This window comes from Streptomyces sp. NPDC045955, assembly GCF_056430805.1.
The window spans coordinates 315116-335555 of sequence record NZ_JBWKKY010000005.1; the positions used below are offsets into that span (position 1 = coordinate 315116).

18 protein-coding genes, 2 tRNA genes and 1 pseudogene are annotated in these 20440 nt (G+C 71.1%); 14 read left to right on the forward strand and 7 right to left on the reverse strand.

The features are described 5' to 3' along the window. The first annotated feature begins 105 nt into the window (after positions 1-105). From AC07F0_RS12955 to AC07F0_RS12965, 3 genes are read left to right on the forward strand one after another with little or no spacing between them, the layout of a single operon-like run. Positions 106-1617 carry an FGGY-family carbohydrate kinase gene (locus AC07F0_RS12955; protein WP_478977899.1) on the forward strand — a complete coding sequence of 504 codons (1512 nt, stop codon included), beginning with the start codon at positions 106-108 and terminating at the stop codon, positions 1615-1617. Then, on the forward strand, positions 1614-2237 hold the full coding sequence (locus AC07F0_RS12960; protein WP_478977901.1) for a histidine phosphatase family protein: 624 nt from the start codon (positions 1614-1616) through the stop codon (positions 2235-2237). Before AC07F0_RS12955 ends, AC07F0_RS12960 begins: the two co-directional genes overlap by 4 nt. Before the next feature lie 13 nt (positions 2238-2250). Then, positions 2251-3027 carry an SAM-dependent methyltransferase gene (locus AC07F0_RS12965; protein WP_478977904.1) on the forward strand — a complete coding sequence of 259 codons (777 nt, stop codon included), beginning with the start codon at positions 2251-2253 and terminating at the stop codon, positions 3025-3027. Positions 3028-3155: 128 nt separating this feature from the next. Here the strand turns inward: AC07F0_RS12965 and AC07F0_RS12970 are convergent, their stop codons facing one another. Next, complete coding sequence (locus AC07F0_RS12970) at positions 3156-3803, reverse strand: superoxide dismutase (RefSeq protein ID WP_436727571.1); 648 nt, start codon at positions 3801-3803, stop codon at positions 3156-3158. Between the two features lie 149 nt (positions 3804-3952). Next, positions 3953-5335: an amino acid permease gene (locus AC07F0_RS12975; RefSeq protein ID WP_478977907.1), complete on the reverse strand. Its 1383-nt coding sequence runs from the start codon at positions 5333-5335 to the stop codon at positions 3953-3955. 381 nt (positions 5336-5716) lie between these two features. Here AC07F0_RS12975 and AC07F0_RS12980 point away from each other — a divergent pair, with 381 nt between their 5' ends. Continuing rightward, positions 5717-6298 (forward strand): biotin transporter BioY, encoded by a 582-nt coding sequence (locus tag AC07F0_RS12980; RefSeq protein ID WP_436727569.1) that lies wholly within the window; start codon positions 5717-5719, stop codon positions 6296-6298. 119 nt (positions 6299-6417) lie between these two features. Here AC07F0_RS12980 and AC07F0_RS12985 read toward each other — a convergent pair whose 3' ends face one another. After that, the gene (locus tag AC07F0_RS12985) at positions 6418-7158 is read right to left on the reverse strand and encodes a hypothetical protein (RefSeq protein ID WP_478977910.1); all 741 of its coding nucleotides are present in this window, start codon (positions 7156-7158) and stop codon (positions 6418-6420) included. A 253-nt stretch (positions 7159-7411) separates the two neighbouring features. Between AC07F0_RS12985 and AC07F0_RS12990 the strand changes: the two genes are divergently transcribed. Next, positions 7412-9307 (forward strand): serine/threonine-protein kinase, encoded by a 1896-nt coding sequence (locus tag AC07F0_RS12990; RefSeq protein WP_478977912.1) that lies wholly within the window; start codon positions 7412-7414, stop codon positions 9305-9307. Positions 9308-9364: 57 nt separating this feature from the next. Here AC07F0_RS12990 and AC07F0_RS12995 read toward each other — a convergent pair whose 3' ends face one another. Continuing rightward, positions 9365-10873 carry an amino acid permease gene (locus tag AC07F0_RS12995; RefSeq protein ID WP_478977915.1) on the reverse strand — a complete coding sequence of 503 codons (1509 nt, stop codon included), beginning with the start codon at positions 10871-10873 and terminating at the stop codon, positions 9365-9367. A gap of 276 nt (positions 10874-11149) precedes the next feature. Between AC07F0_RS12995 and AC07F0_RS13000 the strand changes: the two genes are divergently transcribed. Together AC07F0_RS13000 and AC07F0_RS13005 are read left to right on the forward strand one after the other, a co-directional pair. Next, a complete protein-coding gene (locus AC07F0_RS13000) occupies positions 11150-11635 on the forward strand; it encodes a ribose-5-phosphate isomerase (RefSeq protein WP_478977918.1) in 486 nt (161 codons plus the stop codon). Between the two features lie 757 nt (positions 11636-12392). Further along, a complete protein-coding gene (locus tag AC07F0_RS13005; protein ID WP_478977921.1) occupies positions 12393-13202 on the forward strand; it encodes an Fpg/Nei family DNA glycosylase in 810 nt (269 codons plus the stop codon). Positions 13203-13215: 13 nt separating this feature from the next. Here the strand turns inward: AC07F0_RS13005 and AC07F0_RS13010 are convergent, their stop codons facing one another. Beyond that, positions 13216-14472, reverse strand: coding sequence for a GNAT family N-acetyltransferase (locus tag AC07F0_RS13010; RefSeq protein WP_478977924.1), 1257 nt, complete (start codon positions 14470-14472; stop codon positions 13216-13218). 161 nt (positions 14473-14633) lie between these two features. On the opposite strand from AC07F0_RS13010, the gene AC07F0_RS13015 reads away from it, so the two are divergent. Beyond that, entirely contained in the window at positions 14634-15812 is a 1179-nt protein-coding gene (locus tag AC07F0_RS13015) for a SpoIIE family protein phosphatase (RefSeq protein WP_478977927.1), read from the forward strand. A gap of 30 nt (positions 15813-15842) precedes the next feature. Continuing rightward, positions 15843-16304, forward strand: coding sequence for an HD domain-containing protein (locus AC07F0_RS13020; RefSeq protein WP_478977930.1), 462 nt, complete (start codon positions 15843-15845; stop codon positions 16302-16304). Between the two features lie 15 nt (positions 16305-16319). On the opposite strand, the gene AC07F0_RS13025 is transcribed toward AC07F0_RS13020, so the two are convergent. Then, complete coding sequence (locus tag AC07F0_RS13025; protein WP_478977933.1) at positions 16320-17438, reverse strand: acyltransferase family protein; 1119 nt, start codon at positions 17436-17438, stop codon at positions 16320-16322. 694 nt (positions 17439-18132) lie between these two features. Between AC07F0_RS13025 and AC07F0_RS13030 the strand changes: the two genes are divergently transcribed. The 4 genes and pseudogenes from AC07F0_RS13030 to AC07F0_RS13045 all read left to right on the forward strand — a co-directional run bounded on the left by AC07F0_RS13030 (position 18133) and on the right by AC07F0_RS13045 (position 19806). Beyond that, on the forward strand, positions 18133-18327 hold the full coding sequence (locus AC07F0_RS13030; protein ID WP_031114136.1) for a hypothetical protein: 195 nt from the start codon (positions 18133-18135) through the stop codon (positions 18325-18327). A gap of 92 nt (positions 18328-18419) precedes the next feature. Continuing rightward, positions 18420-18947 (forward strand): annotated as a pseudogene (locus tag AC07F0_RS13035) (protein kinase domain-containing protein); the annotation flags it as partial. A gap of 156 nt (positions 18948-19103) precedes the next feature. Continuing rightward, positions 19104-19397, forward strand: coding sequence for a PQQ-binding-like beta-propeller repeat protein (locus AC07F0_RS13040; RefSeq protein WP_478978257.1), 294 nt, complete (start codon positions 19104-19106; stop codon positions 19395-19397). Between the two features lie 10 nt (positions 19398-19407). Continuing rightward, a complete protein-coding gene (locus AC07F0_RS13045; protein ID WP_478977936.1) occupies positions 19408-19806 on the forward strand; it encodes a squamosa promoter-binding protein 15 in 399 nt (132 codons plus the stop codon). Between the two features lie 131 nt (positions 19807-19937). Here AC07F0_RS13045 and AC07F0_RS13050 read toward each other — a convergent pair. Continuing rightward, positions 19938-20008: transfer RNA gene (locus AC07F0_RS13050), tRNA-Gly, on the reverse strand. A 166-nt stretch (positions 20009-20174) separates the two neighbouring features. Here AC07F0_RS13050 and AC07F0_RS13055 point away from each other — a divergent pair. Next, a tRNA-Pro gene (locus tag AC07F0_RS13055) sits at positions 20175-20251 on the forward strand. The last annotated feature ends 189 nt before the right edge of the window (positions 20252-20440 follow it).

The following is a 20440-nucleotide window of genomic DNA, read 5'->3' on the forward strand; positions in this document are numbered from 1 at the left end:
AGGGTGGAACGGCTGAAGTTGGGCGTCAATCCCTCGCGCACGGGAAAATATCGGGGCACAGTGAGAAGTTCACAGATCCGGCTGCGACGTCGTGGGAGGTCCCGGATGGCGGACGAGGGTGCGGGCTGGCTGGGCATCGACCTGGGCACACAGAGCGTCCGCGTGCTGCTCGTCACCGCCGCCGGCAGGGTCCTCGGCAGCGGCTCGGCCCCGCTGACGGGGCGGCGGGACGGGGTGCGGCACGAGCAGGACCCGGAGCAGTGGTGGTCGGCACTGTGCACGGCGTCCCGGGCGGCACTCGGCTCCGCGCCGGGCGTGCCGGTCGGCGGCCTCGCGGTGTGCGGCACGTCCGGCACGGTCCTGCTGACGGACGCCTCGGGCCGACAGGTGAGCCCCGCGCTGATGTACGACGACGGCCGCGCGGCGGCGGAGGCCGCGCGGGCCCGGGAGACGGGGCTCGCGGTGCAGGACACCTGGGCGCTGCCGAAGGCGCTGTGGCTGGTGGGGGAGTACGGCGGCGGCGCGAAGGGAGGCCGGGCGGCCGGGGGGCGGACACCCGCCCCCCGGCTCCGCCTCGCCCACCAGCCCGACCTGGTCATCACCCGCCTCACCGGCGAACCGCCCCCGGCGGACTCCAGCCACGCCCTCAAGACCGGCTACGACCTGCACGCGGAGGCCTGGCCGGAGGCCGCCCTGGCGCAACTCGGCGTCCCCGACCGCCTGTTGCCCGGCGTCGTCCGCCCGGGCACCCGCCTGGGCGAGGTCTGCCCGGCCTCCGCCGACGCCACCGGCATCCCCGCCGGCACCCCGGTGCTCGCCGGGATGACGGACGGCTGCGCGGCCCAGATCGCCTCGGGCGCGCTGCGCCCGGGCTCGTGGAACTCGGTGCTCGGCACCACGCTCGTGCTGAAGGGAGCGGCCCGCGACCCGGTCCGGGACCCCACCGGAGTGGTCTACAACCACCGCGCCCCCGACGGCACCTGGCTGCCCGGCGGGGCGTCGAGCGTCGGCGCCGGGGCGCTCACGGCGCACTTCCCGGACGCCGACCCCGCCGCGATGGACGAGCGGGCGGCGGCGTTCGAGCCCTCCCGTGCGGTCGCCTACCCGCTGGTCTCGGCGGGGGAGCGGTTCCCGTTCCGGGCGCCGGACGCGACCGCCCTGATCCTGGGCGAACCCGAGGGCGACGCAGGCCTGTGGGCCGCGCTGCTCCAGGGCGTCGGCTTCGCCGAACGCCTCTGTCTGGACTACCTGCACCACCTCGGCGCCCCGCTCGACGGCCCGCTCACCTTCACCGGCGGCGGCGCGCGCAGCCGCTACTGGAACCAGCTGCGCGCCGACATCCTGGCCCGGCCGGCCCGCGTCCCCGAGCAGACCGAACCGGCCCTGGGCATGGCCGCGCTGGCCGCGTACGGGGCGTCGGGGGCGGACGCCCTCGCGGACGTCGCCGACCGGATGGTCCGCGTCCGGACCGTCCTGGAACCCCACCCCGAGCGCACGGCGGCTTTCGCCGAGCCGTACGCCCGCCTCGTCCACGCCCTGCGGGAACGCGGCTGGCTGCCCGCCCCCGTAGCGGAACACGCCCTGACCCGTCTGCACCCGGACACTGGGGAGTCATGACCACCACGCTCCTGCTGGCCCGCCACGGGCAGACCGTCTGGCACGCCGAGAACCGGTACGCCGGCGTCAGCGACATCGGCCTCACCGACACCGGCCGCGCCCAGGCCGACGCCCTCGGCCGCTGGGCCGCCGCCCACCCCGTCGACGCGATCTGGACGTCCCCGCTCTCGCGGGCCGTCGCCACCGCCGAGCCCGCCTGCCGTGCCCTGGGCCTCACCCCGCAGCGCGAACCGGGCCTGCGCGAATGCGACTTCGGCGTGGTCGAGGGCCGCACGCTCGCCGAGTTCGCAACCGAGGACCCGGAGTGGGCCGCGGCCTACCGTGCCGACCCGGTGGCCAACGCCTTCCCCGGCGCCGAGGACCCCACGGCGGCAGCGGCCCGGGGCGTCCGCGCCCTGCGGGAGATCGCCGCCGCCCACCCCGGCGGACGCGTCCTGGTCGTCGCCCACAACACCCTGCTCCGCCTGGTGCTGTGCAGCCTGCTGTCGATCCCCGCGAGGGAGTACCGCAGAGTGCTCCCGCGGCTGCGGAACGCGGCGATCAGCGAACTGCGCATGAACTCCGACGGTTCCGCCGCACTCCTCTCACTCAATGTGCCGTGCGAGCCCGACATGCCGTAGCACTATGGGGCCCATGACGCAGATCGACACGTCGGTCCCGCACTCGGCCCGGATCTGGAACCACTGGCTGGGCGGCAAGGACAACTACCCGGTGGACGAGGCGGCCGGTGACGCCTACACCGCCGTCTTCCCCGGCATCGTCACCATCGCCCGCGGCAGCCACGCCTTCCTCGGCCGCAGCATCCGCCACCTGGTCCGGGAGGCGGGCGTACGGCAGTTCCTCGACGTCGGCACCGGCCTGCCCACCGTCGACAACACCCACGAGGTCGCCCAGCGCCTGGCCCCCGAGGCGCGGATCGTCTACGTCGACAACGACCCGCTGGTCCTCGCGCACGCCCGCGCCCTGCTCACCTCCACCTCCGAGGGCGCGACGGCGTACGAGCCCATCAGCATCTACGAGCCCGAGGAGATCCTCGCGGCCGCCGGCAGGACACTCGACCTCAACCGCCCCACCGCCCTGATCCTCAGCGGCATCCTGGGCCACGTGGCCGACTACGAGAAGGCCCGCGACCTGGTTCGCCGCCTGATGGCAGGACTGCCCTCGGGCAGCTACCTCTCCCTCAACGAGGGCTCCCGAGGCACCGACCCGGCCTACGAGCAGGCGCAGGACGCCTACAACGAGACGGGCGCCGTCCCGTACTTCCTGCGGCCGGTGGAGCAGATCGAGGCGTTCTTCGAGGGCCTGGAGCTGGTGGAGCCGGGGGTGGTGTCGGTCCCGCTGTGGCACCCCGAGCCGGGCGGGCCGACGGAACCGATCGGCCAGCACGGAGGGCTGGGCCGCAAGCCCTGACCACCGCCGCCGCACACACACGGGAAACCCCCGCGAGTCACGTCCTCGCGGGGGCTTCCTTCTTTCCGCCTGCCGTGCGTGAAGGGTGAGAAGACGATCACGAGGCAGGACGCTTCACAGGACCGCCCTCAGGGAGCCAGCAGCAGCACGTCCGCCCGGGACTTGGCGGCCTCGTAACGCCGCGCCACGTCCTGCCAGTTGACGACCTGCCACATCGCCTCGATGAAGTCCACCTTCTGGTTGCGGTACTGCAGGTAGAAGGCGTGCTCCCAGGCGTCGAAGACCAGGATCGGGGTGGCGCCCTGCCCCACGTTGCCCTGGTGGTCGTAGACCTGCTCCACGATCAGCCGCCCGCTCAGCGGCTCGTAGGCCAGCACGCCCCAGCCCGAGCCCTGCGTGGTCGCCGACGCCTTGGACAACTGTGCCTTGAAGTTCGCGAACGACCCGAACGACTCGGCGATCGCGTCCGCGAGCTCACCCACACCGTCCTGCGCCAGCGGCTCACCGCCGCCGTCCTTCGGGCCGGTCATGTTCTGCCAGTAGATGCTGTGCAGGATGTGCCCGGACAGGTGGAAGGCCAGGTTCTTCTCCAGCCCGTTGACCGCCCCCCACGTCCCCTTGTCCCGCGCCTCCGCAAGCTGCTCCAACGTGTCGTTGGCGCCTTTCACGTAGGCGGCGTGGTGCTTGTCGTGGTGCAGCTCGATGATCTCGGGGCTGATCACGGGGGCGAGCGCGGAGTAGTCGTACGGCAGGTCGGGCAGCGTGTAGACGGGCATGGGCGGGATCCCCTCCGGCTTATTGCGATGAGCTTGCAACTGCACGCTAACAGCAAGAGAGGAGGCGCCGGGTGTCACGGCACACAAAAAGGCCCCCGCGTGTCTCGCGGGGGCCTTCCGTCAGGGGCGCCAAGAGACGCCAGGGGGTCCTACTGCCGGGCGCGCGCCTTCTGCCACCCGTACCCGACGGCCGCCAGGACCAGCGTCATCCCGCCCGTCGAGTACAACTGCACCCGCGTGTCGGGCTGGCGGGCCATCAGGACGAAGACGGCGGCCATGCCGGCCAGCGCGACCCACGTCAGCCACGGGAACGCCCACATCCGCACGACCAGCTTCTCCGGCGTCTCCCGCTCCAGGCGCCGCCGCAGCCGCAGTTGGGAGACGGCGATGAAGATCCAGACGACCAGGATCACCGCGCCGATCATGTTCAGCAGCCAGGAGAAGACGTCGTTCGGCCGCCAGTAGCTCAGCAGCACGCACAGGAACCCGAAGACGGAGGAGGCCAGCACGGCGATCCGCGGCACCCCGCCCGAGACCCGGCCCAGCACCTTCGGGCCCTGACCGCGCTCCACCAGCGAGTAGGCGATGCGCGAAGCGCCGTAGATGTTGGCGTTCATGGCGGACAGCAGCGCCACCAGCACGACGACGTTCATCAGCTGGCCGGCGCCCGGGATGCCGAGCTGGTCGAGGGCGGCCACGTACGGGCCCTTCTCGACGACCTCCTTGGAGTCCCACGGCACCAGGGTGACGATGACCGCCATCGAGCCGACGTAGAACAGCGCGATACGCCACATCGCCGTACGGACCGCGCTCGCCACGCCCTTGACGGGGTTCTCCGACTCGGCCGCCGCGATGGTGACCGTCTCCAGCCCGCCGTAGGCGAAGACCGAGGCGAGCAGACCGATGACCAGGCCCTCGCCGCCGTTGGGGAGGAAGTCGGCGAGGTGCGAGGCGCCGGGGGAGTCCGTGCCGGGCAGGATCCCGAGGATCGCCAGGACACCGAGCGCCAGGAACAGGGTGATCGCGCCGACCTTCAGGGCCGCGAACCAGAACTCGAACTCGCCGAAGTTCTTCACGGCCGCGAGGTTCGTGCCGCAGAACACGACCATGAACAGCGCCACCCACGCCCATTCCGGCGTGCCCGGCAGCCAGCCGCTCACGATCTTCGCGGCACCGATGCCCTCCAGGCCGACGGCCGTGCAGAGCAGCACCCAGAAGGCCCATCCGGCGGTGAATCCGGCCCAGGGGCCGATCGCCCGCTCCGCGTGCGCCGAGAACGAACCCGACGACGGATACGCGGCCGACATCTCGCCGAGCATCCGCATCACCAGCATCACGAGGAGGCCGGAGAGGGCGTAGGCGACCACGATCGACGGACCGGCGGCGGCGATGCCCGCGCCGGAACCGACGAACAGTCCGGCGCCGATCACCCCGCCGAGAGCGATCATCGACAGGTGGCGCTGTTTCAGGCCATGGGAGAGGGAGACGTCGTCCGTGCTGGGCGGTGTCTCTGTGGTGGTGCTGCTGGGCATGGGCGCGGATCGTCCAATGCGTGAGAGGCGTGAGAGGGCAAAAACGCCGCCAGTCTGGGCGGTCCCTCCGTCCGGCAGGGAGGGCTGTCCATGATGCGGACACCCGGAGCGCGCGCTGTGAGTGTCCGTAACCGGAGGGTTGACAACCGCCCAGAAGGCGATTTGGCGAAACCCTACAGTCGTCCTGCCCGCCCGCCCCGTGACCGAAGCCTCGCTGCCTCCGTGACCGGCATCACTTCACGCCCGGTGTACCCCCCACCTTTTGTCCGGAGTCAACCAACCGCGCGTTCGCGCCTTTGTCGAGCGCTGACGGTGAACCCGGCGAGCGCGCCGGGATAGCGTCACGGTGTCCCGAACGGCCCTCACTCCCGCGGAGTCCCCATGAGCACCGCTGCTGCCACACCCGCCCGCACCGGGCAGGTCCTCGCCGACCTGCTGCCCGCATCCCGTGTCCGGGACGCGGCCCTCGTGCTCGGCGGAGCGGCGCTCACCGGCCTCGCCGCGCAGCTCTCGGTGCCCGTGCCCGGTTCCCCGGTGCCGGTGACCGGCCAGACCTTCGCCGCGCTGCTCGTCGGCACGTCCCTCGGTGCCGGCCGCGGCTTCCTCGCGCTGGCGCTGTACGCCGTGGCGGGCCTCGCCGGTGTGCCGTGGTTCGCGAGCGGCACCTCCGGCGTCGCCCCCTCCTTCGGCTACATCCTCGGCATGATCCTCGCCTCCACGGTGGTGGGCGCCCTGGCCCGCCGCGGTGCCGACCGCTCGATGCTGCGCATGGCGGGCACGATGCTGGTGGGCGAGGCGATCATCTACGCCGTCGGCGTGCCCTACCTGGCCCTCGCCACCGGCATGTCCGCCACCGCCGCGATCGCCGCCGGCCTCACGCCGTTCCTGATCGGCGACGCGCTGAAGGCGGCGCTGGCGATGGGGGCGCTGCCGACGGCATGGAAGTTCGCCGACAAGCGGTGAGGCCGTAGTACAAGCGGTGAGGCCGCAGTACGTGACGTACTCGGCCGACGGAGAGGCTCGCCGGGGAGGGAAACTCCCCGGCGAGCCTCTCCTGTTGTGTGTCGCGTCAGCCCGCCCGCTCAGACCCCCTGCCGCGCCGGCCGCCGCTGGGACCACCACATCCCCGCCACGCCCGCCGCGAGCAGCGACGCACCGGCCGCCCCCAGCGGCAGCAGATCGCGCGCCGGACCGGTCTTCGGCAGCTCCTTGCCGCCCGGGGAATCCGGCTTGCCGGGGGACACCGGCTCGTTGTCGGTGCCGAGCAGCAGCGGCGTCGCCGGTGCGTCCGGTGACGGATTCGTCGTGCCGAACGGCACCGGGCCCTGCTGCCAGAACGTCTTCTTCCCGTCGCCCGTCTGCACGGGCAGACAGATCTTCCCGGTCTTGCCCAGGTCGTACGTCGCGTCGACGGAGTACGACTTCGACGCACCGGCCGCGAGATTGTCGAGGGGGCAGCTGAAACCGCTGTTCGAACCCTCCGGAAGGTTGTTCTCGGCTATCGGGGAACACCCTTGGACGTTCTTGACGGTGAGCCCGTCGAAACCGACGACCAAAAGCTGGATCTTCCCGCTGTCCTTGGTCCCCTCGTTCTTCACCGTGGCGGTGAGTGCTGATTTTTCGGAGCCGTTGTCGACCGAGATCTTCTCGGGCAGCAGCGTGGTCAGCTTCACCCCCGCCGGCGCCTCGTCGACGACCTTTCCCCCCTTGCTGCTCGCGGGCCCTTCGTCTTCCGCTCCGGCCGTTCCGGAAAGGATCACTACGGCCGTGAAGGATGCCGCCACCAGCGATCCCGCGACCGCCGCCGCGCGACGAGAACTCATGTTCGCCCCCCTTTGCGTCCCCCTGGACTGCCCTGGCCTGCACCAGAATTCGCCAGTACTGAAAGAGCTACCACAAGATTTCCCGGCACTATCCTGATACGGCACGAAGTGTGACCGTTGTGTTTCACTGGAGTGGGTCGCGGCGTCGCGGAGGGGGTGCATCGGATTGCCGGGGAATGCGAACATCGGCGGTGTTCCAGGGATATTGGTGACGGGGCGCTATCGGCTGGTCGAAAGTATCGGCCAGGGGGGAATGGGGCGGGTGTGGCGAGCCACCGACGAAATACTCGACCGGCAGGTCGCCGTCAAGGAAATGCGTATCGACGGCCTCGACGCGGAGGACAGCGGGACGCGCCGCGAACGCACCCTGCGCGAGGCCAGGGCCACGGCCCGGATCGACCACCCCAATGTCGTACGGGTCTACGACGTGGTCGACGAGGGCGAACGCCTGTGGATCGTCATGGAGTTGGTCGCGGGCCGCTCCCTCGAACGGATCCTCGCGGAGGGCGGCCCACTGACCCGCGGCGACACGGCCCGGCTCGGACTCGGCCTGGTCGCGGCGCTACGGCAGGTGCACGCGCGGGGAGTACTGCACCGGGACATCAAGCCGGGCAACGTGCTGGTGGAGACCTGGGGCGGATCGGCCGGGCCGGGACGCGGCACCGCCTCCGGGCGCGTCGTCCTCACGGACTTCGGCATCGCCGCGATCCAGGACGCCAAGGCGCTCACCATGGTCGGCATGCTGGTCGGCTCGCCCGACTACATGGCCCCCGAGCGCATCTCCGGCCGCCCGCAGGGCCCACCGTCCGACGTCTGGTCCCTCGGCGCGACGCTCTGCGCGGCCCTCGGCGGCCGTTCCCCCTTCGCCCGCGACACCACGCTCGCGACCCTGCACGCGGTCCTGTACGAGGAGCCCGAACTCCCCGCCACGTCCGGCCCGTTGCGCGGCATCCTGACGTCCCTGCTGGAAAAGGAACCGTCGGTCCGCCCGGGTTTGGATGAACTGGAAGCGGCCTTGGAGCCGGTCGCGTTCCCGGCACCGACGCCCACGGTGCCGGTGGGGGCGATACGGGAACGGCTCGAGCGGACTGCGGGGCTGCCGGAGCCGGAGCCGTCGGATGTGGAGCCGGTGTCGCATGCGGCCCCCGCTCAGGACCCCACCGCCGCGAGGCCGGACCGCCAGCCCACGCCCGAGCCCGAGCCCGCACCCGACCCGGACAAGCCCCCCGACGCGCACGAACACCCGCAGCCGGACGAACACCCCACCCCGACCCCCACACCCCCGGCGAAGCCCCAGCCGAACAGGGCCGGTTCGCCAACCCCCGCCACCACCCCTACGCCACACACCACAGCGCCCCACGCCACCCCGACCACCCCCCGCCCGAGCCCCGTCTCCCTCAGCCGAGCACAGGCGGCGACGGAGTGCCGCCCCCACCCGGCACCCACCGCGATGCCGCCGGGCGAACTCCCCGGCCCCGCCACACCGGCCGCAGCCCGCCCCCGCGCCGGCCACCGCCGTACGATGCTCGCCGCCGCGGCAGCCACGGTCGCGACGGTCGGCGCCGTCGTAGGAATCGTGCTGGCGACGACATCCGGCTCAGCAGGCGACGACGCCCCCCGCGCAGGCACCTCGGCCTCCGCACCACCCACCTCCGACTCCACCCCTGACTCCACCTCCGACTCCACCCCTTCACCCACCGTCGAGGGCACATCCAGGCCGCACAGCCTGCCGCCGGGCGCGCACCGGGAGGCCGGAGGATTCGCCTGGGCGACCCCTGACGGCTGGCGGCGGGACGTGAAGACGGGCGCGGAGGTGCACTACACCTCCCCGGACGGCACCCAGGAACTCGTCGGCAAGTCGTCCCTGGCCCGCGGCGACCTGCTGGAGACCTGGCAGACCTCGGAGCGCAACGCCCAGCAGGGCGAGGACTACCGGAAGGTCCGCCTGGAGGAGACGACGTTCCGCGGCCATCCGGCGGTGGTCTGGGAGTACACGTTCACGCTGAGGGGCGTCCACTGGCACGCCCGCCTGCTCGGCTTCAACTCGGGCGGCAAGTCGTACCAGATCAACACCTGGTACGACTCCGGCATCGAACCGGAAGCCCTCCGCACGTACGAGAAGGTCAAGGACAGCTTCACGGTGCTGTAGGCGGCAACGGAAAAGCCCCCCGTTCACCACGAACGGGGGGCATCGGGAAAAGGCCGGTCAGCCGGCCGAAACCTCATCCCGCCTGTCGTCCTGCGCCTGCGCCTGTCCTTGCGCCTGCGTGGCGGCAGCGGCGGCCCGCCGCCCCCCGAGGACCTGCTCCTTCACGAAGGCGACGACGAGGACGAGCGCCGCGACGAGCAGCGACAGCAGCATGGTCTCGCGGCCGTCGTGCTCGGTGTCGGTGAGCATGTAACCGAGGATGAACACGATCAGCGCGGCCGTCGCCCAGGTCAGGTACGGGTACAGCCACATCTTCACGACGAGCTTCTCCGGCGCCTCGGCCTGGATGATCCTCCGCATCCGCAGCTGGGAGAAGCAGATCACCAGCCACACGAACAGGGCGACAGCGCCACTGGAGTTCACGAGGAAGAGGAAGACGGAGTCGGGGAACTTGTAGTTGAAGAACACGGCGACGAATCCGAAGGCGACGGACGCGAGGATCGCCGTGCGGGGCACGCCGTTGGCGGTCGTCCGGGCGAAGCCCTTCGGGGCGTCACCGCGCTGGCCGAGCGAGAAGGCCATGCGGGAGGCGGTGTAGAGGCCGGAGTTGAGACAGGACAGCACCGAGGTCAGCACGATGAAGTTCATGATCTGGCCGGCGTGCGGAATACCGAGGGAGTCGAGCGCGGCGACGTACGAGCCGTCCTTGGTGATGGACTTGCTGTCCCAGGGCAGCAGGGACACCACGACGAAGATCGAGCCGAGGTAGAACACGGCGACACGCCAGATGATGCTGTTGGTGGCCTTGGTGACGGCCTGCTGCGGGTTCTCGGACTCACCGGCGGCCAGGGTGGCGATCTCGCTGCCCATGAAGGAGAAGACGACGAGCAGCACACCGGTGAGGATCGCCCCGGGACCGTGGGGCAGGAAGCCCCCGTGCTCGGTGAGGTTGCTCAGCCCGGCCTGCTCACTGTCCACACCCGGCAGGAGCCCGAACACGGCCAGCCCGCCGATGACGATGAACGCGGCGATCGCGACCACCTTGATCCCGGCGAACCAGAACTCGAACTCTCCGTACGACCCGACGGAGACGAGGTTGGTGGCGGTGAGCACCAGCATCACGATCAGGGCCCAGGCCCACTGCGGCACGGCCGGTATCCACCCCTCCAGGATCACCGCACCGGCGGTCGCCTCGACCGCCAGCACGACCACCCAGAAGAACCAGTACAGCCAGCCGATGGAGAAACCGGCCCAGGACCCGAGCGCGCGGTCGGCGTGCGCGGAGAAGGAACCCGACGTCGGGTTGGCGGCCGACATCTCACCGAGCATCCGCATCACCAGCACGACGAGCGTGCCGACGAGGGCGTACGACAGCAGGATGCCGGGCCCGGCGGTGGCGATGCCGGAGCTGGACCCGACGAACAGGCCCGCCCCGATGACGCCACCGATGGCGATCATCGACAGATGCCGGCTCTTCAGCCCGGCCTGGAGCCCGGAGCCGTCACCGGGGTCTCCGGGCCCTCCGCGTTCGTGTCCTGTGTTCTTGAGAGTCGGCTGCGAGGTCATGGAACGGATTTCCTTTGCGCCGGGGAGCTGTTTTCCGTACGGACCGCCACAGCCGCACGAACGGGGTAGGTCGCGGGGTGACGGTGTACAGGGGCCCATACGAGCGGTGTACGAGCCGGTCCAGTGAATCGGAGGCGAACGGATAGGAGAACCTTTGAATCCAGATTGTTACTTGAGGTTTTCCTGAGCTTCCGTAATCCGGCTCACACTCACGTCAAGTTTTCATGAGCGCCACCCCGCGCGCCTGCCCCGAAACACCCGTGTCACACTCGTCCCATGCGCGTGTACCTCGGCTCGGACCATGCGGGCTACGAACTCAAGAACCACCTCGTCGAGTGGCTGAAGGCGGCGGGTCACGACCCCGTCGACTGCGGCCCGCACATCTACGACGCCCAGGACGACTACCCGCCCTTCTGCCTCCGCGCCGCGGAGCGGACGGCTGCGGACCCCGACGCCCTCGGCATCGTCATCGGCGGCTCCGGCAACGGCGAGCAGATCGCCGCGAACAAGGTCAAGGGCGTCCGCGCGGCCCTGGCCTGGAGCGAGGAGACGGCGGCGCTCGGCCGCCAGCACAACAACGCGAACGTCGTCGCCGTGGGCGCGCGCATGCACTCGCAGGACGAGGCGACGGCGTTCATCGAGACGTTCCTCAGCACGCCGTTCTCCGGTGACGAACGTCACATCCGCCGAATCGACATGCTCGACACGTACGAGTCGACCGGCGACCTCCCGCCCATCCCGCCCCACCACCCCCAGCAGTAAGCCCCTCAGCCCCACCCCCTGGGGGCAGGCGGCTGCTCCACGCGGCACAGGGCCCGGCCCGACGGGCCACGCCCCAACCGGAGGCGGGGCTCCCCCCCACCCCGCTTCCGGCCTCCGAGCCGGACCGGGTCCCCAGCGTCTGACCCGAAGCGGAGCGCAACGCCCGAACGCATCACGGACCCGAGCTCAACCGTGGGCTCGGCCCCCAAGGGGCTTACCCTCGGGGGGCCCGGGCCCCATGTGGGGCCCGAATGACCTCCACGCGGGCTGAGCCCAACGAGGGACTTGAGCCCTCGAGCCCACCCAGCGCATCCGAGCCTGATGCGAGGGCACGGAGCATCCGGAGCCGGCCGCGGTGACCGATCGCACTCGGCCCCGGACGCGGGTGTCCAACGCACTCGGGCCGGACGCGGGTGTCCAGCAGACTCGGGCTCCGGCGGACGCCGGACATCCGGGCCGCGTGCGGGTGTCCAGCACATCCGGGCCCGATGCGGGACGAGGGGCGCAGCCCCTCTTCGGGGTGCAGGGGCGGAGCCCCGCGAGGGGTGCGGGGGACGCAGTCCCCGCCGGGGTCCGGGGCGGAGCCCCGGGGCTTTCGACCTCGGCCCCTTGAGGAACTGTTTCGGCCGGTGCGGGGGACGCAGTCCCCGCCGGGGTCCGGGGCGGAGCCCCGGGGCTTTCGACCTCGGCCCCTTGAGGAACTGCTTCGGGCGGGCGGGTGGGAGAGCTCGCAAGGCGACAAACACAGGAGGCACCCGTGCCGGAAGGCCACACCATCCATCGACTGGCCCACGACTACGCCACCTCCTTCCTCGGCACAACCCCCCGCATCACCAGCCCCCAGGGCAAGTTCACCGCCGCCGCCACCCTCCTCACCGGCTCGGAACTCACCCACACGGAAGCCCACGGCAAACACCTCTTCCTCGGCTTCCGCACCACCGACTGGATCCACATCCACCTCGGCCTCTTCGGCAAGGTCACCTTCGCCCCCACCCCCGCACCCCCACCCACCGACACGATCCGCCTCCGCCTGGCGAACGACACGACCTGCGTCGACCTCCGCGGCCCCAGCACCTGCGCCCTCATCACACCCCCGGAGAAGCAGGCGATACACGACCGCCTCGGCCCCGACCCCCTGCGCGACGACGCCGACCCGGACACCGCGTACCGCCGTGTCTCCCGCAGCCGTACGACCATCGCCGCCCTCCTCATGGACCAGAAGGTCATCGCCGGCGTGGGAAACGTCTACCGCGCCGAGGTCCTCTTCCGGCACCGCATCGACCCGTACCGCCCCGGCAAGGACATCACCCCGCCCGAGTGGCACGCGATCTGGACCGACCTGGTCGAGCTCATGCACGAGGGCGTCCGCAACAACCGCATCGACACGGTCCGCCCGGAGCACACGCCGGAGGCGATGGGCCGCCCACCCCGCGTGGACGACCACGGCGGCGAGGTGTACGTCTACCGCAGGGCCAACCAGCCCTGCCACATCTGTGGCGGCGAGATCCGCACCGCCGATCTCGCCGCCCGCAACCTCTTCTGGTGCCCGGCCTGCCAACGCCCCTGAGAATCCCCCGATGTCAGAAACCGTGCGGCAACCACGGCGCCACCGCCCCGCTCCCGAACCCCAGCGACGCCTCCGCCAAGGCCCCCGGCCGCACCTCCCGCACACGCCCCGCCGCCCCCAACGCCCCGAGGCTCACCCCACCGAGATACGCCGCCCCCAACTCCCGTACGGACAACGCGACATCAGCCGCGTCCGCCGTACGCTCGCAGGACGCCCCCTTCGCATCGCCGCTGAGCCGCCAACGCCCGCTGTTCCAGGGACAGAACGCGTCCTCCACCTCGAACACCACGTCCACCGGCGTCTGATACGTCCGCGCCTCCAGCGCGGCCCCGACATCCACCAGCCGTACGTACAGCGAATCCCGCAACCGCGGCTGACACCGCCGTATGTCGGACACCAGGTACTGCCACGCGTCGTCGACCGGCCGCCCCCGCAGCACCAGCGTCGACGTCAGGTCGATACCGAACAGGAACCGCAGCAGCGCCGCGTCCGCCGCGGGATCCAGCGCGGCCGAGTTCTCCAGCGTCACCGTGCCGTTGGCCCCGGTGTACTCCCAGCCCGGCTTGACGCGGTACCGGGCGTACCCGACCGTCTCGCCGTCCCGTTCGGCGAGGACGCACTGGAGCGGCGACGTCCCGGCCCGCTCGCTCTCCGGATCGAGCACCCCGACCCGCTCCCAACCGGGCTGCCGCGCCAGCATCCCCGGCCGTGACGGCACCAGTTGCGCGTACACGGCCTCGCACACGTCGACGACCTCGGCCGGATCGGCGTAGCGCAGGCGTATGTCGTCCGTACCCGCCGGCAGCGAGGCCAGCCGCACCCGGCTCGTGTCGATCTCGGCGTTCAACTGGAAGGTGGCCGCGCCGTATCCGAACCGGCCGTAGATCGCCGGCTCGGAGGCCGTCAGCACGGCCAGGGGCTCACCCCACGCACGGACGTCGTCCAGCTGCCGCCGCATCATCGACGTCAGGACACCGCGCCGGCGGTGCGTGGCGGCCACGCTCACCATCGTGACGCCCGCGGCCGGCACCGAGGCCCCGCCGGGCACGGTGAGCCGGAAGGAGAACGCCCCCGCCGTCCCCACACAGGCGTCCCCCTCCCACACACCGAGCGAACGGTCGCACTCGGTCAGCGAGTCCCACAACTCCCGCTCCTCGGCGGACTCGGGCACTCCGCCGAAGGCGCGAATGAGAGTGTCGTACCACTTGTCCCAGTCGTCCCGCTGAAGCACCCGCAGGGTCGCCGCAGGGCCGGTCGTGTCAGTCACCATGGCCCATGCCTATCAGGGCAATGCGGGACGAGCGAGGGAATTTCTCCCGGCCGGCGACAGGCGGCGCACCACGAAGGTCACTGGGAAATCGGCCCTCTGACGGGGGACAAGTAGGACCTCCCGTGCCAAGTGGCCGGTCCGATGGATAGGGTCCCGAACTAATGGCAGCAGGACGAGAGCGGCGCGCGGAAGCCGAGACGTTCACGGCCCGGTTGAAGAAGCAGTGGCACCGGGCCCGCGTCGGCGTGCGCCGGGCCGCCGTGGACTACTTCCGCGGCGACGGCTCGGACTGGATCGCCCTGGCCGGCCTGCTCCTGATGGTCCCGCTGGTCGCGGCGGCGACGCTGGCCAATTCGGTGTGGTTCTCGCCGGCCGCGCTGGTCCTGCCGGTCGTCGTGGGCGGCCTGGTGCTGCGCCCGGCGAGCCTGCTCGGCCTGTACGCGGCGGCGGCCACGGCCCTGATCGTGGAGTCGGTGCGGCTCGGCCCCTACACGGAAGGCCCGTCCAGGGTCACCCCGGGCGTGGTGCTCGTGGTCGCGGCGTGCGGTTTCTTCGGGCTGCTGCTGGCGCAGTTCCGCAGCCGGGTCGGTGTGCCGTGGCGGCGCGGCGGCACCATGCTGTTCGACCTGCGTGAACGCATCCGGGTGCAGAGCAAGCTGCCCGGCCTGCCGGACGGCTGGCACCGGGAGATGGCGCTGCGCCCGGCGGGCGGCCAGTCCTTCTCGGGTGACTTCGTGGTGGCGGCCCGCACCAACGGCGGCCGTACGCTTGAGGTCGTCCTCACCGACGTCTCCGGCAAGGGCATGGACGCGGGCTCCCGCGCCCTGCTCCTGTCCGGCGCGTTCGGCGGCCTCCTGGGCTCGCTGCCCCCGCACGCCTTCCTGCCGGCAGCGAACGGCTATCTGCTCCGCCAGGACTGGGACGAGGGCTTCGCCACCTCCATCCATCTGGTCCTGGACCTCGACTCCGGCGACTACGAGCTCTACTCCGCCGGCCACCCGCCGGGCCTCCAGCTCAGCGCGGGCAGCGGCCGCTGGGAGGAGAAGACGGCCGAGGGCCCGCTCCTCGGCGTGTACGACGGCGCCCAGTTCGACCCGGTCAAGGGCTCGCTCCGCCCGGGTGACGTGCTGATGCTGTTCACGGACGGCCTGGTGGAGACCTCCGACCGCGACATCGTCGAGGGCATCGACCGTCTCACCGGCGAGGCCGACCGGTACGTGGCGGGCGGCTTCCACGGCGCCGCCTGGCACCTCATCGAGGCGGTGGCCAAGGACGTCAACGACGACCGGGCGCTGCTGCTGATCTGCCGGGAGGGCCCGACGGCCGCCGCTCCCCGCTGAAGTGCGCTTCTGCGGATGCACACTGGAGCCGTGACCGAGACACCCCGCACCCCGCTGACCCTGGCCGAGGTCGAGGCCACCGCCCGCGCCGCGCACGCAGGCCAGACCGACAAGGCCGGACGGCCCTACGCGGAGCATCTCCAGGCCGTCGCGGAGGGCGTCCGGGCGCGGGGCGGCGACGAGGAGCAGATCGCGGCAGCCTGGCTGCACGACGCCGTCGAGGACGACGCGCTCTCACCCGAGTGGCTGCGCCAGGCCGTGCTGAGCAGCCGTACCAAGGACATCGTCCTGGCGGTCACCAAGCGGGCCGGGGAGCCGCCCGAGGCGTACGCCGCGCGTATCCTCGCCACGCCCGGCGCGCTGCTGGTGAAGGAGTCGGACCTGGCGCACAACGCGGACCCGGCACGCCTCGCGGTCCTCGACGAGGCCACCCGCAAACGACTGACCGAGAAGTACACGCGGATGCGCGCACTTCTCGGTCTGGTCGGATGAACCGGGGTAGGGGCGTCAGGCGTTGACCTTCTCGCGCTCGCGCTCGCGCTCGCGCCGCTCGGCGCTCTGGCGCTCACGGGCGACCTCGGCCGCGTCCCGCTTGAAGGCCCACTCCATCTTCGGCTCCATCGCGAACCGGAAGACCCGCTGCACAGGCTTGGTGCAGAGCACCGTCACGACGGCGGCCGCGGCGACGGTCACGGCGATCTCACCGAGCGGCCGGTGCATCCACGCCGGCTCGAACCAGCCCTGGTAGTCGCCGGCCTTCACCAGGAAGCCGTGCAGCAGGTAGCCGTAGAGCGTGCCGGCGCCGAGCGCGGTGAACCACATGTGGCGGCGCGGCACCCAGGCGAAGAAGCAGGCGGTCAGCACCAGGGAGCAGCCGAACATCGCGAGCACCATGACCGGGCCGGTCCACCACGGCGCGCCCAGCTCCTGCGCGGCGTCCCGGTGGTAGAACCAGGCGGTGTTCATGCGCGGCACGGCCCACCAGCTGAAGGCAAGCGCGGCGGCGAAGACGGGCACCGAGGCGATCCGCACGGAACGCCGGCGCACCATGTGGAAGTGCTCGGGCTTCATCACGAGGCCCAGCACGAAGAACGGCAGGAACTGCAGGACCCGCTGGAGGTCGAGGTCGTCACCGATCTCCGGGGAGACGGTCGCGAGCATCGCGAGGCCGAGCGCGAGCGGCAGCGGCCAGCGCGCCATCTTCCAGATGGGCGTGGTCAGCCGCCAGATGAACAGCGCGCACAGGAACCAGGTCAGGTACCAGGGGTCGAGGAGGCTGATGTCCTGGTGCGGATCGTTGTCGATGAACCGCTTGAAGAGCGGGTAGGCCGTCTCGAAGACGATGTACGGCACGGCCACACCGGTGATCAGGCGCTTGAGCCGGTCGGGCCGCATGTCGAAACTGCGCGAGAAGTAGCCGGAGATGATGATGAACGCCGGCATGTGGAACGCGTAGACGACCTGGTACGCGGCCTCGAGTATCCGGCTGTCGCCCTTGAGCGGTTCCCAGGCGTGGCCCATGGCGACCAGCACGATCGCGAGGTACTTGGCGTTGTCGAAGAACGCGTCGCGCTGCTTGCCGTTCTGCGTCTTCTGGGGGCTCTGCGGCGAGCGCGGGCTCGGCACTCCGTCGGCAGAGGACTGTGCCGGGGGAAGTGGCGCCCTGCGGTCGCCGTTCGGTCGCAGCGAGTTCGTCACAGACCCTCCCACCAGGAGCTCGGGGAGACGATCCGGGACCTCGCTGCGCTTGCGGGGGACGAGGCAGCGTGGAACATCTGAGGCACCCTAGCGTTCCCTGCGGCTATTCGTAAAACGCCGGATGTGAATCCTGGCTATTCGCTGTGGGTACCCCGGATTTCGGGTAGTTGACGTCCTTGCGGGAGTGATGACCAACACATCGTCCGGCGACGGCTGGGTCCATTGCACCCCGCCCTGCTTGTCATGATACTTCCGGACTATGCGGTGCATAAGACCAGCAGGCGACTCCGGCGGAATGTCCCCTTCCGTGCCTCTCCGGAGTTCGCCCGCGGGGTCGTTGGGAACTTGCGGGGGCAATTCGAATTAGCTGCGAACGCGTTGTGTGGGCGTGGAAACGATTCGGTCGAATTCCCTGTGCGGGTGGTGGCTCGAATTCCCTTACGAGTCCCTGCCGTTCGGCCTCCGGCCGCAAGCGTCGCGCACCGGTCCGGACACGAGTGAGGTGGTCGATGCGTCACGATCCGCATAGCCCGGCCGGGTTGGTGGCACGATGGTTCTGGCGGGGTGCGCGGGGTCGCGTCCCCGGGCCGGGAGAGCGGACCGACCGAGGGTGTGATCAGTTGTGGCCATTTCACTGTCTGTGGTGCTGCTGTTGGCGATCATCCTTGTGGTGTTGCTGAGAGGGGGATCCATCAAGGCAGGGCCCGCGATCGTGGCGATCCTCTTCGGCTTCTTCCTCGCCTCCACCGGCATGGCCCCCTCCATCCAGCGATTCCTCAACTCGATAGCGGAGACCATCAACTCCATCAGCTTCTGACCGGGCCGCTGCTGTCGGCTCGGCGCACGTGCGGATACGCCCCTCCCCGACCAGGGGACGGTGCGTGACGGGGGAACGTAACGGGGAGGGCGCTGCGCGACTCGGACCCGGCCGAGCTGGGCGGCCACCGCATCGAGGACCGCCTCGGCCCTGGCGGCATGGGTGGGTCTACCTGGCCCGTTCGGCCTCTGGCCGGCCCCTCGCGATCAAGGCCGTGCACGGCCAGTACGCCGACGACGACGAGTTCCGCGCCCGTTTCCGCCGCGAGGTGGCCGCCGCCCGCCAGGTCGGCGGAGCCTTCACGGCCCCCGTCGTGGACGCGGACGCCGCCGCGCCGCGCCCCTGGATGGCCACGCTCTACATCCCGGGCATCGACCTCGGCAGCCACGTCCACGAGCACGGCCCGCTTCCCCCGCCCCGCCTGCGCGAACTCGCCGCCGGCCTGGCCGAGGCGCTGCGCGACATGCACCGCGCCGGAGTCGTCCACCGCGATCTGAAGCCGGCCCACGTGAAGCTCGCCGACGACGGCCCCCCCCCGCGTCATCGACCTCGGCATCGCCCGCGCCGCCGAGTTCGCCGCCTCCGACGTCCTCACCCAGACCGGCCGGGATGGGGGCACCTCCCGCTCGACCCGGTTCGTCGACCCCACCGCGCCGGACGGCTCCGCCTTCGACGAGGCGCGATCATCGGCACGGAGCGGACGACTGCCTGCTGCGCGCTGCGGCCGAGCGCGCCCACCGCGCACCGGCCGGGCGCTGTGGGACAGCGACCCCACCGTGGAACGGCAGCGCCCCCGGGCCGCCTCAGCCACCCACCTGTACCTCGCGTCCCCCAGCGGCCGGGTGGCCGCCCTGGACGCCGTCACCGGCAAGGTCGAGGGCACCCGCTCCGGACGCGACGACGGCGGCCGGACCGCCAACACCTCCGGCGCCCCCCTCACCCCGGTCCGCGACGCCCTGTACGTCCCGTACGGCGAGCGCTCGGTCCGCACCGTCGACGTAGGGGACCTGCGAACCCCGTCCGCCGGATCAGGCCGAAATCGCTCGACCGGTCGAGCGCCGGCGGGATAGAACGAACGCCATGAGCTGGGTTGCCAACGTGATGGTCTCTGCCGCCGACGCCGATCGGGCCAACGTCGAGGCACTGAGCGCCTGGCTGCGCGAGGAGGCTCCGTACCGCGGGCAGCCGGACGCCTCCGGGGTCGGCGACCTCAACCTGCTCACCGACCAGGACCCCGGATGGGGTGGCTGGAAGTGGCCCGAGTGCCGGGTGTGGGCCGGAGCTCTCAACCACTGCGACCTCGACGCGCTCAGGAAACGGGTCGCCGAGACACCCTGGCGGGAGCCGAACGTGGTGCAGCTCTTCGTCATGGACCAGGAGGAATCGTTCTTCCGCCTGTGGATGATCCGGGGCGGCGAACTGAGGCAGTACGCGCCCCTGACCCCGTCCGAAGAGGACGCCGGCTTCTACCTGACCTGATCGTCGGAGGGGCGAAGGCCGGCGACGAGGCGGAAGCGTTCCACAACCGCCGGCGTCGTGTCGTCGACGCACCGGCAAACGATCAGGGCCAGGCCGAGGAATGACCCTCTGACCTGGCCCTGAGCCGTAAGAGCGGGCGACGGGAATCGAACCCGCGTAGCTAGTTTGGAAGACTAGGGCTCTACCATTGAGCTACGCCCGCACAGCGCGCGCCGCAGGTCGGATGGACCGCGGCACTGAAGGCATCGTAGCGGGTCGGCCCCGTCCGTCGCACACCGCATTCCCGCCGTGGCCGACGCGGCACAGGGCCCTGTGGAAATGCGGCGGCCCCACCGCCTGGCGGCATGTACCCTACGTGTCGCACCAGACGGGGTGTGGCGCAGCTTGGTAGCGCGTCCGCTTTGGGAGCGGAAGGCCGTGGGTTCAAATCCCGCCACCCCGACCAGCCACCCGGTCACCTCGCGTGATCGTCTCCTGATCACTCGCGTGATCGCCTTTTGGGCGGTGTAGTCGCTGCCGTTACTATGCAAGCTGCACGCCCGTGTGTCTCATCGTCTGAAGTCCTCCGGGCGGCGAAATCCGCCGGGCCGCTCTGGCACCGGCAGAACCCAAGAAGTCAGCCACAAGGAGACCG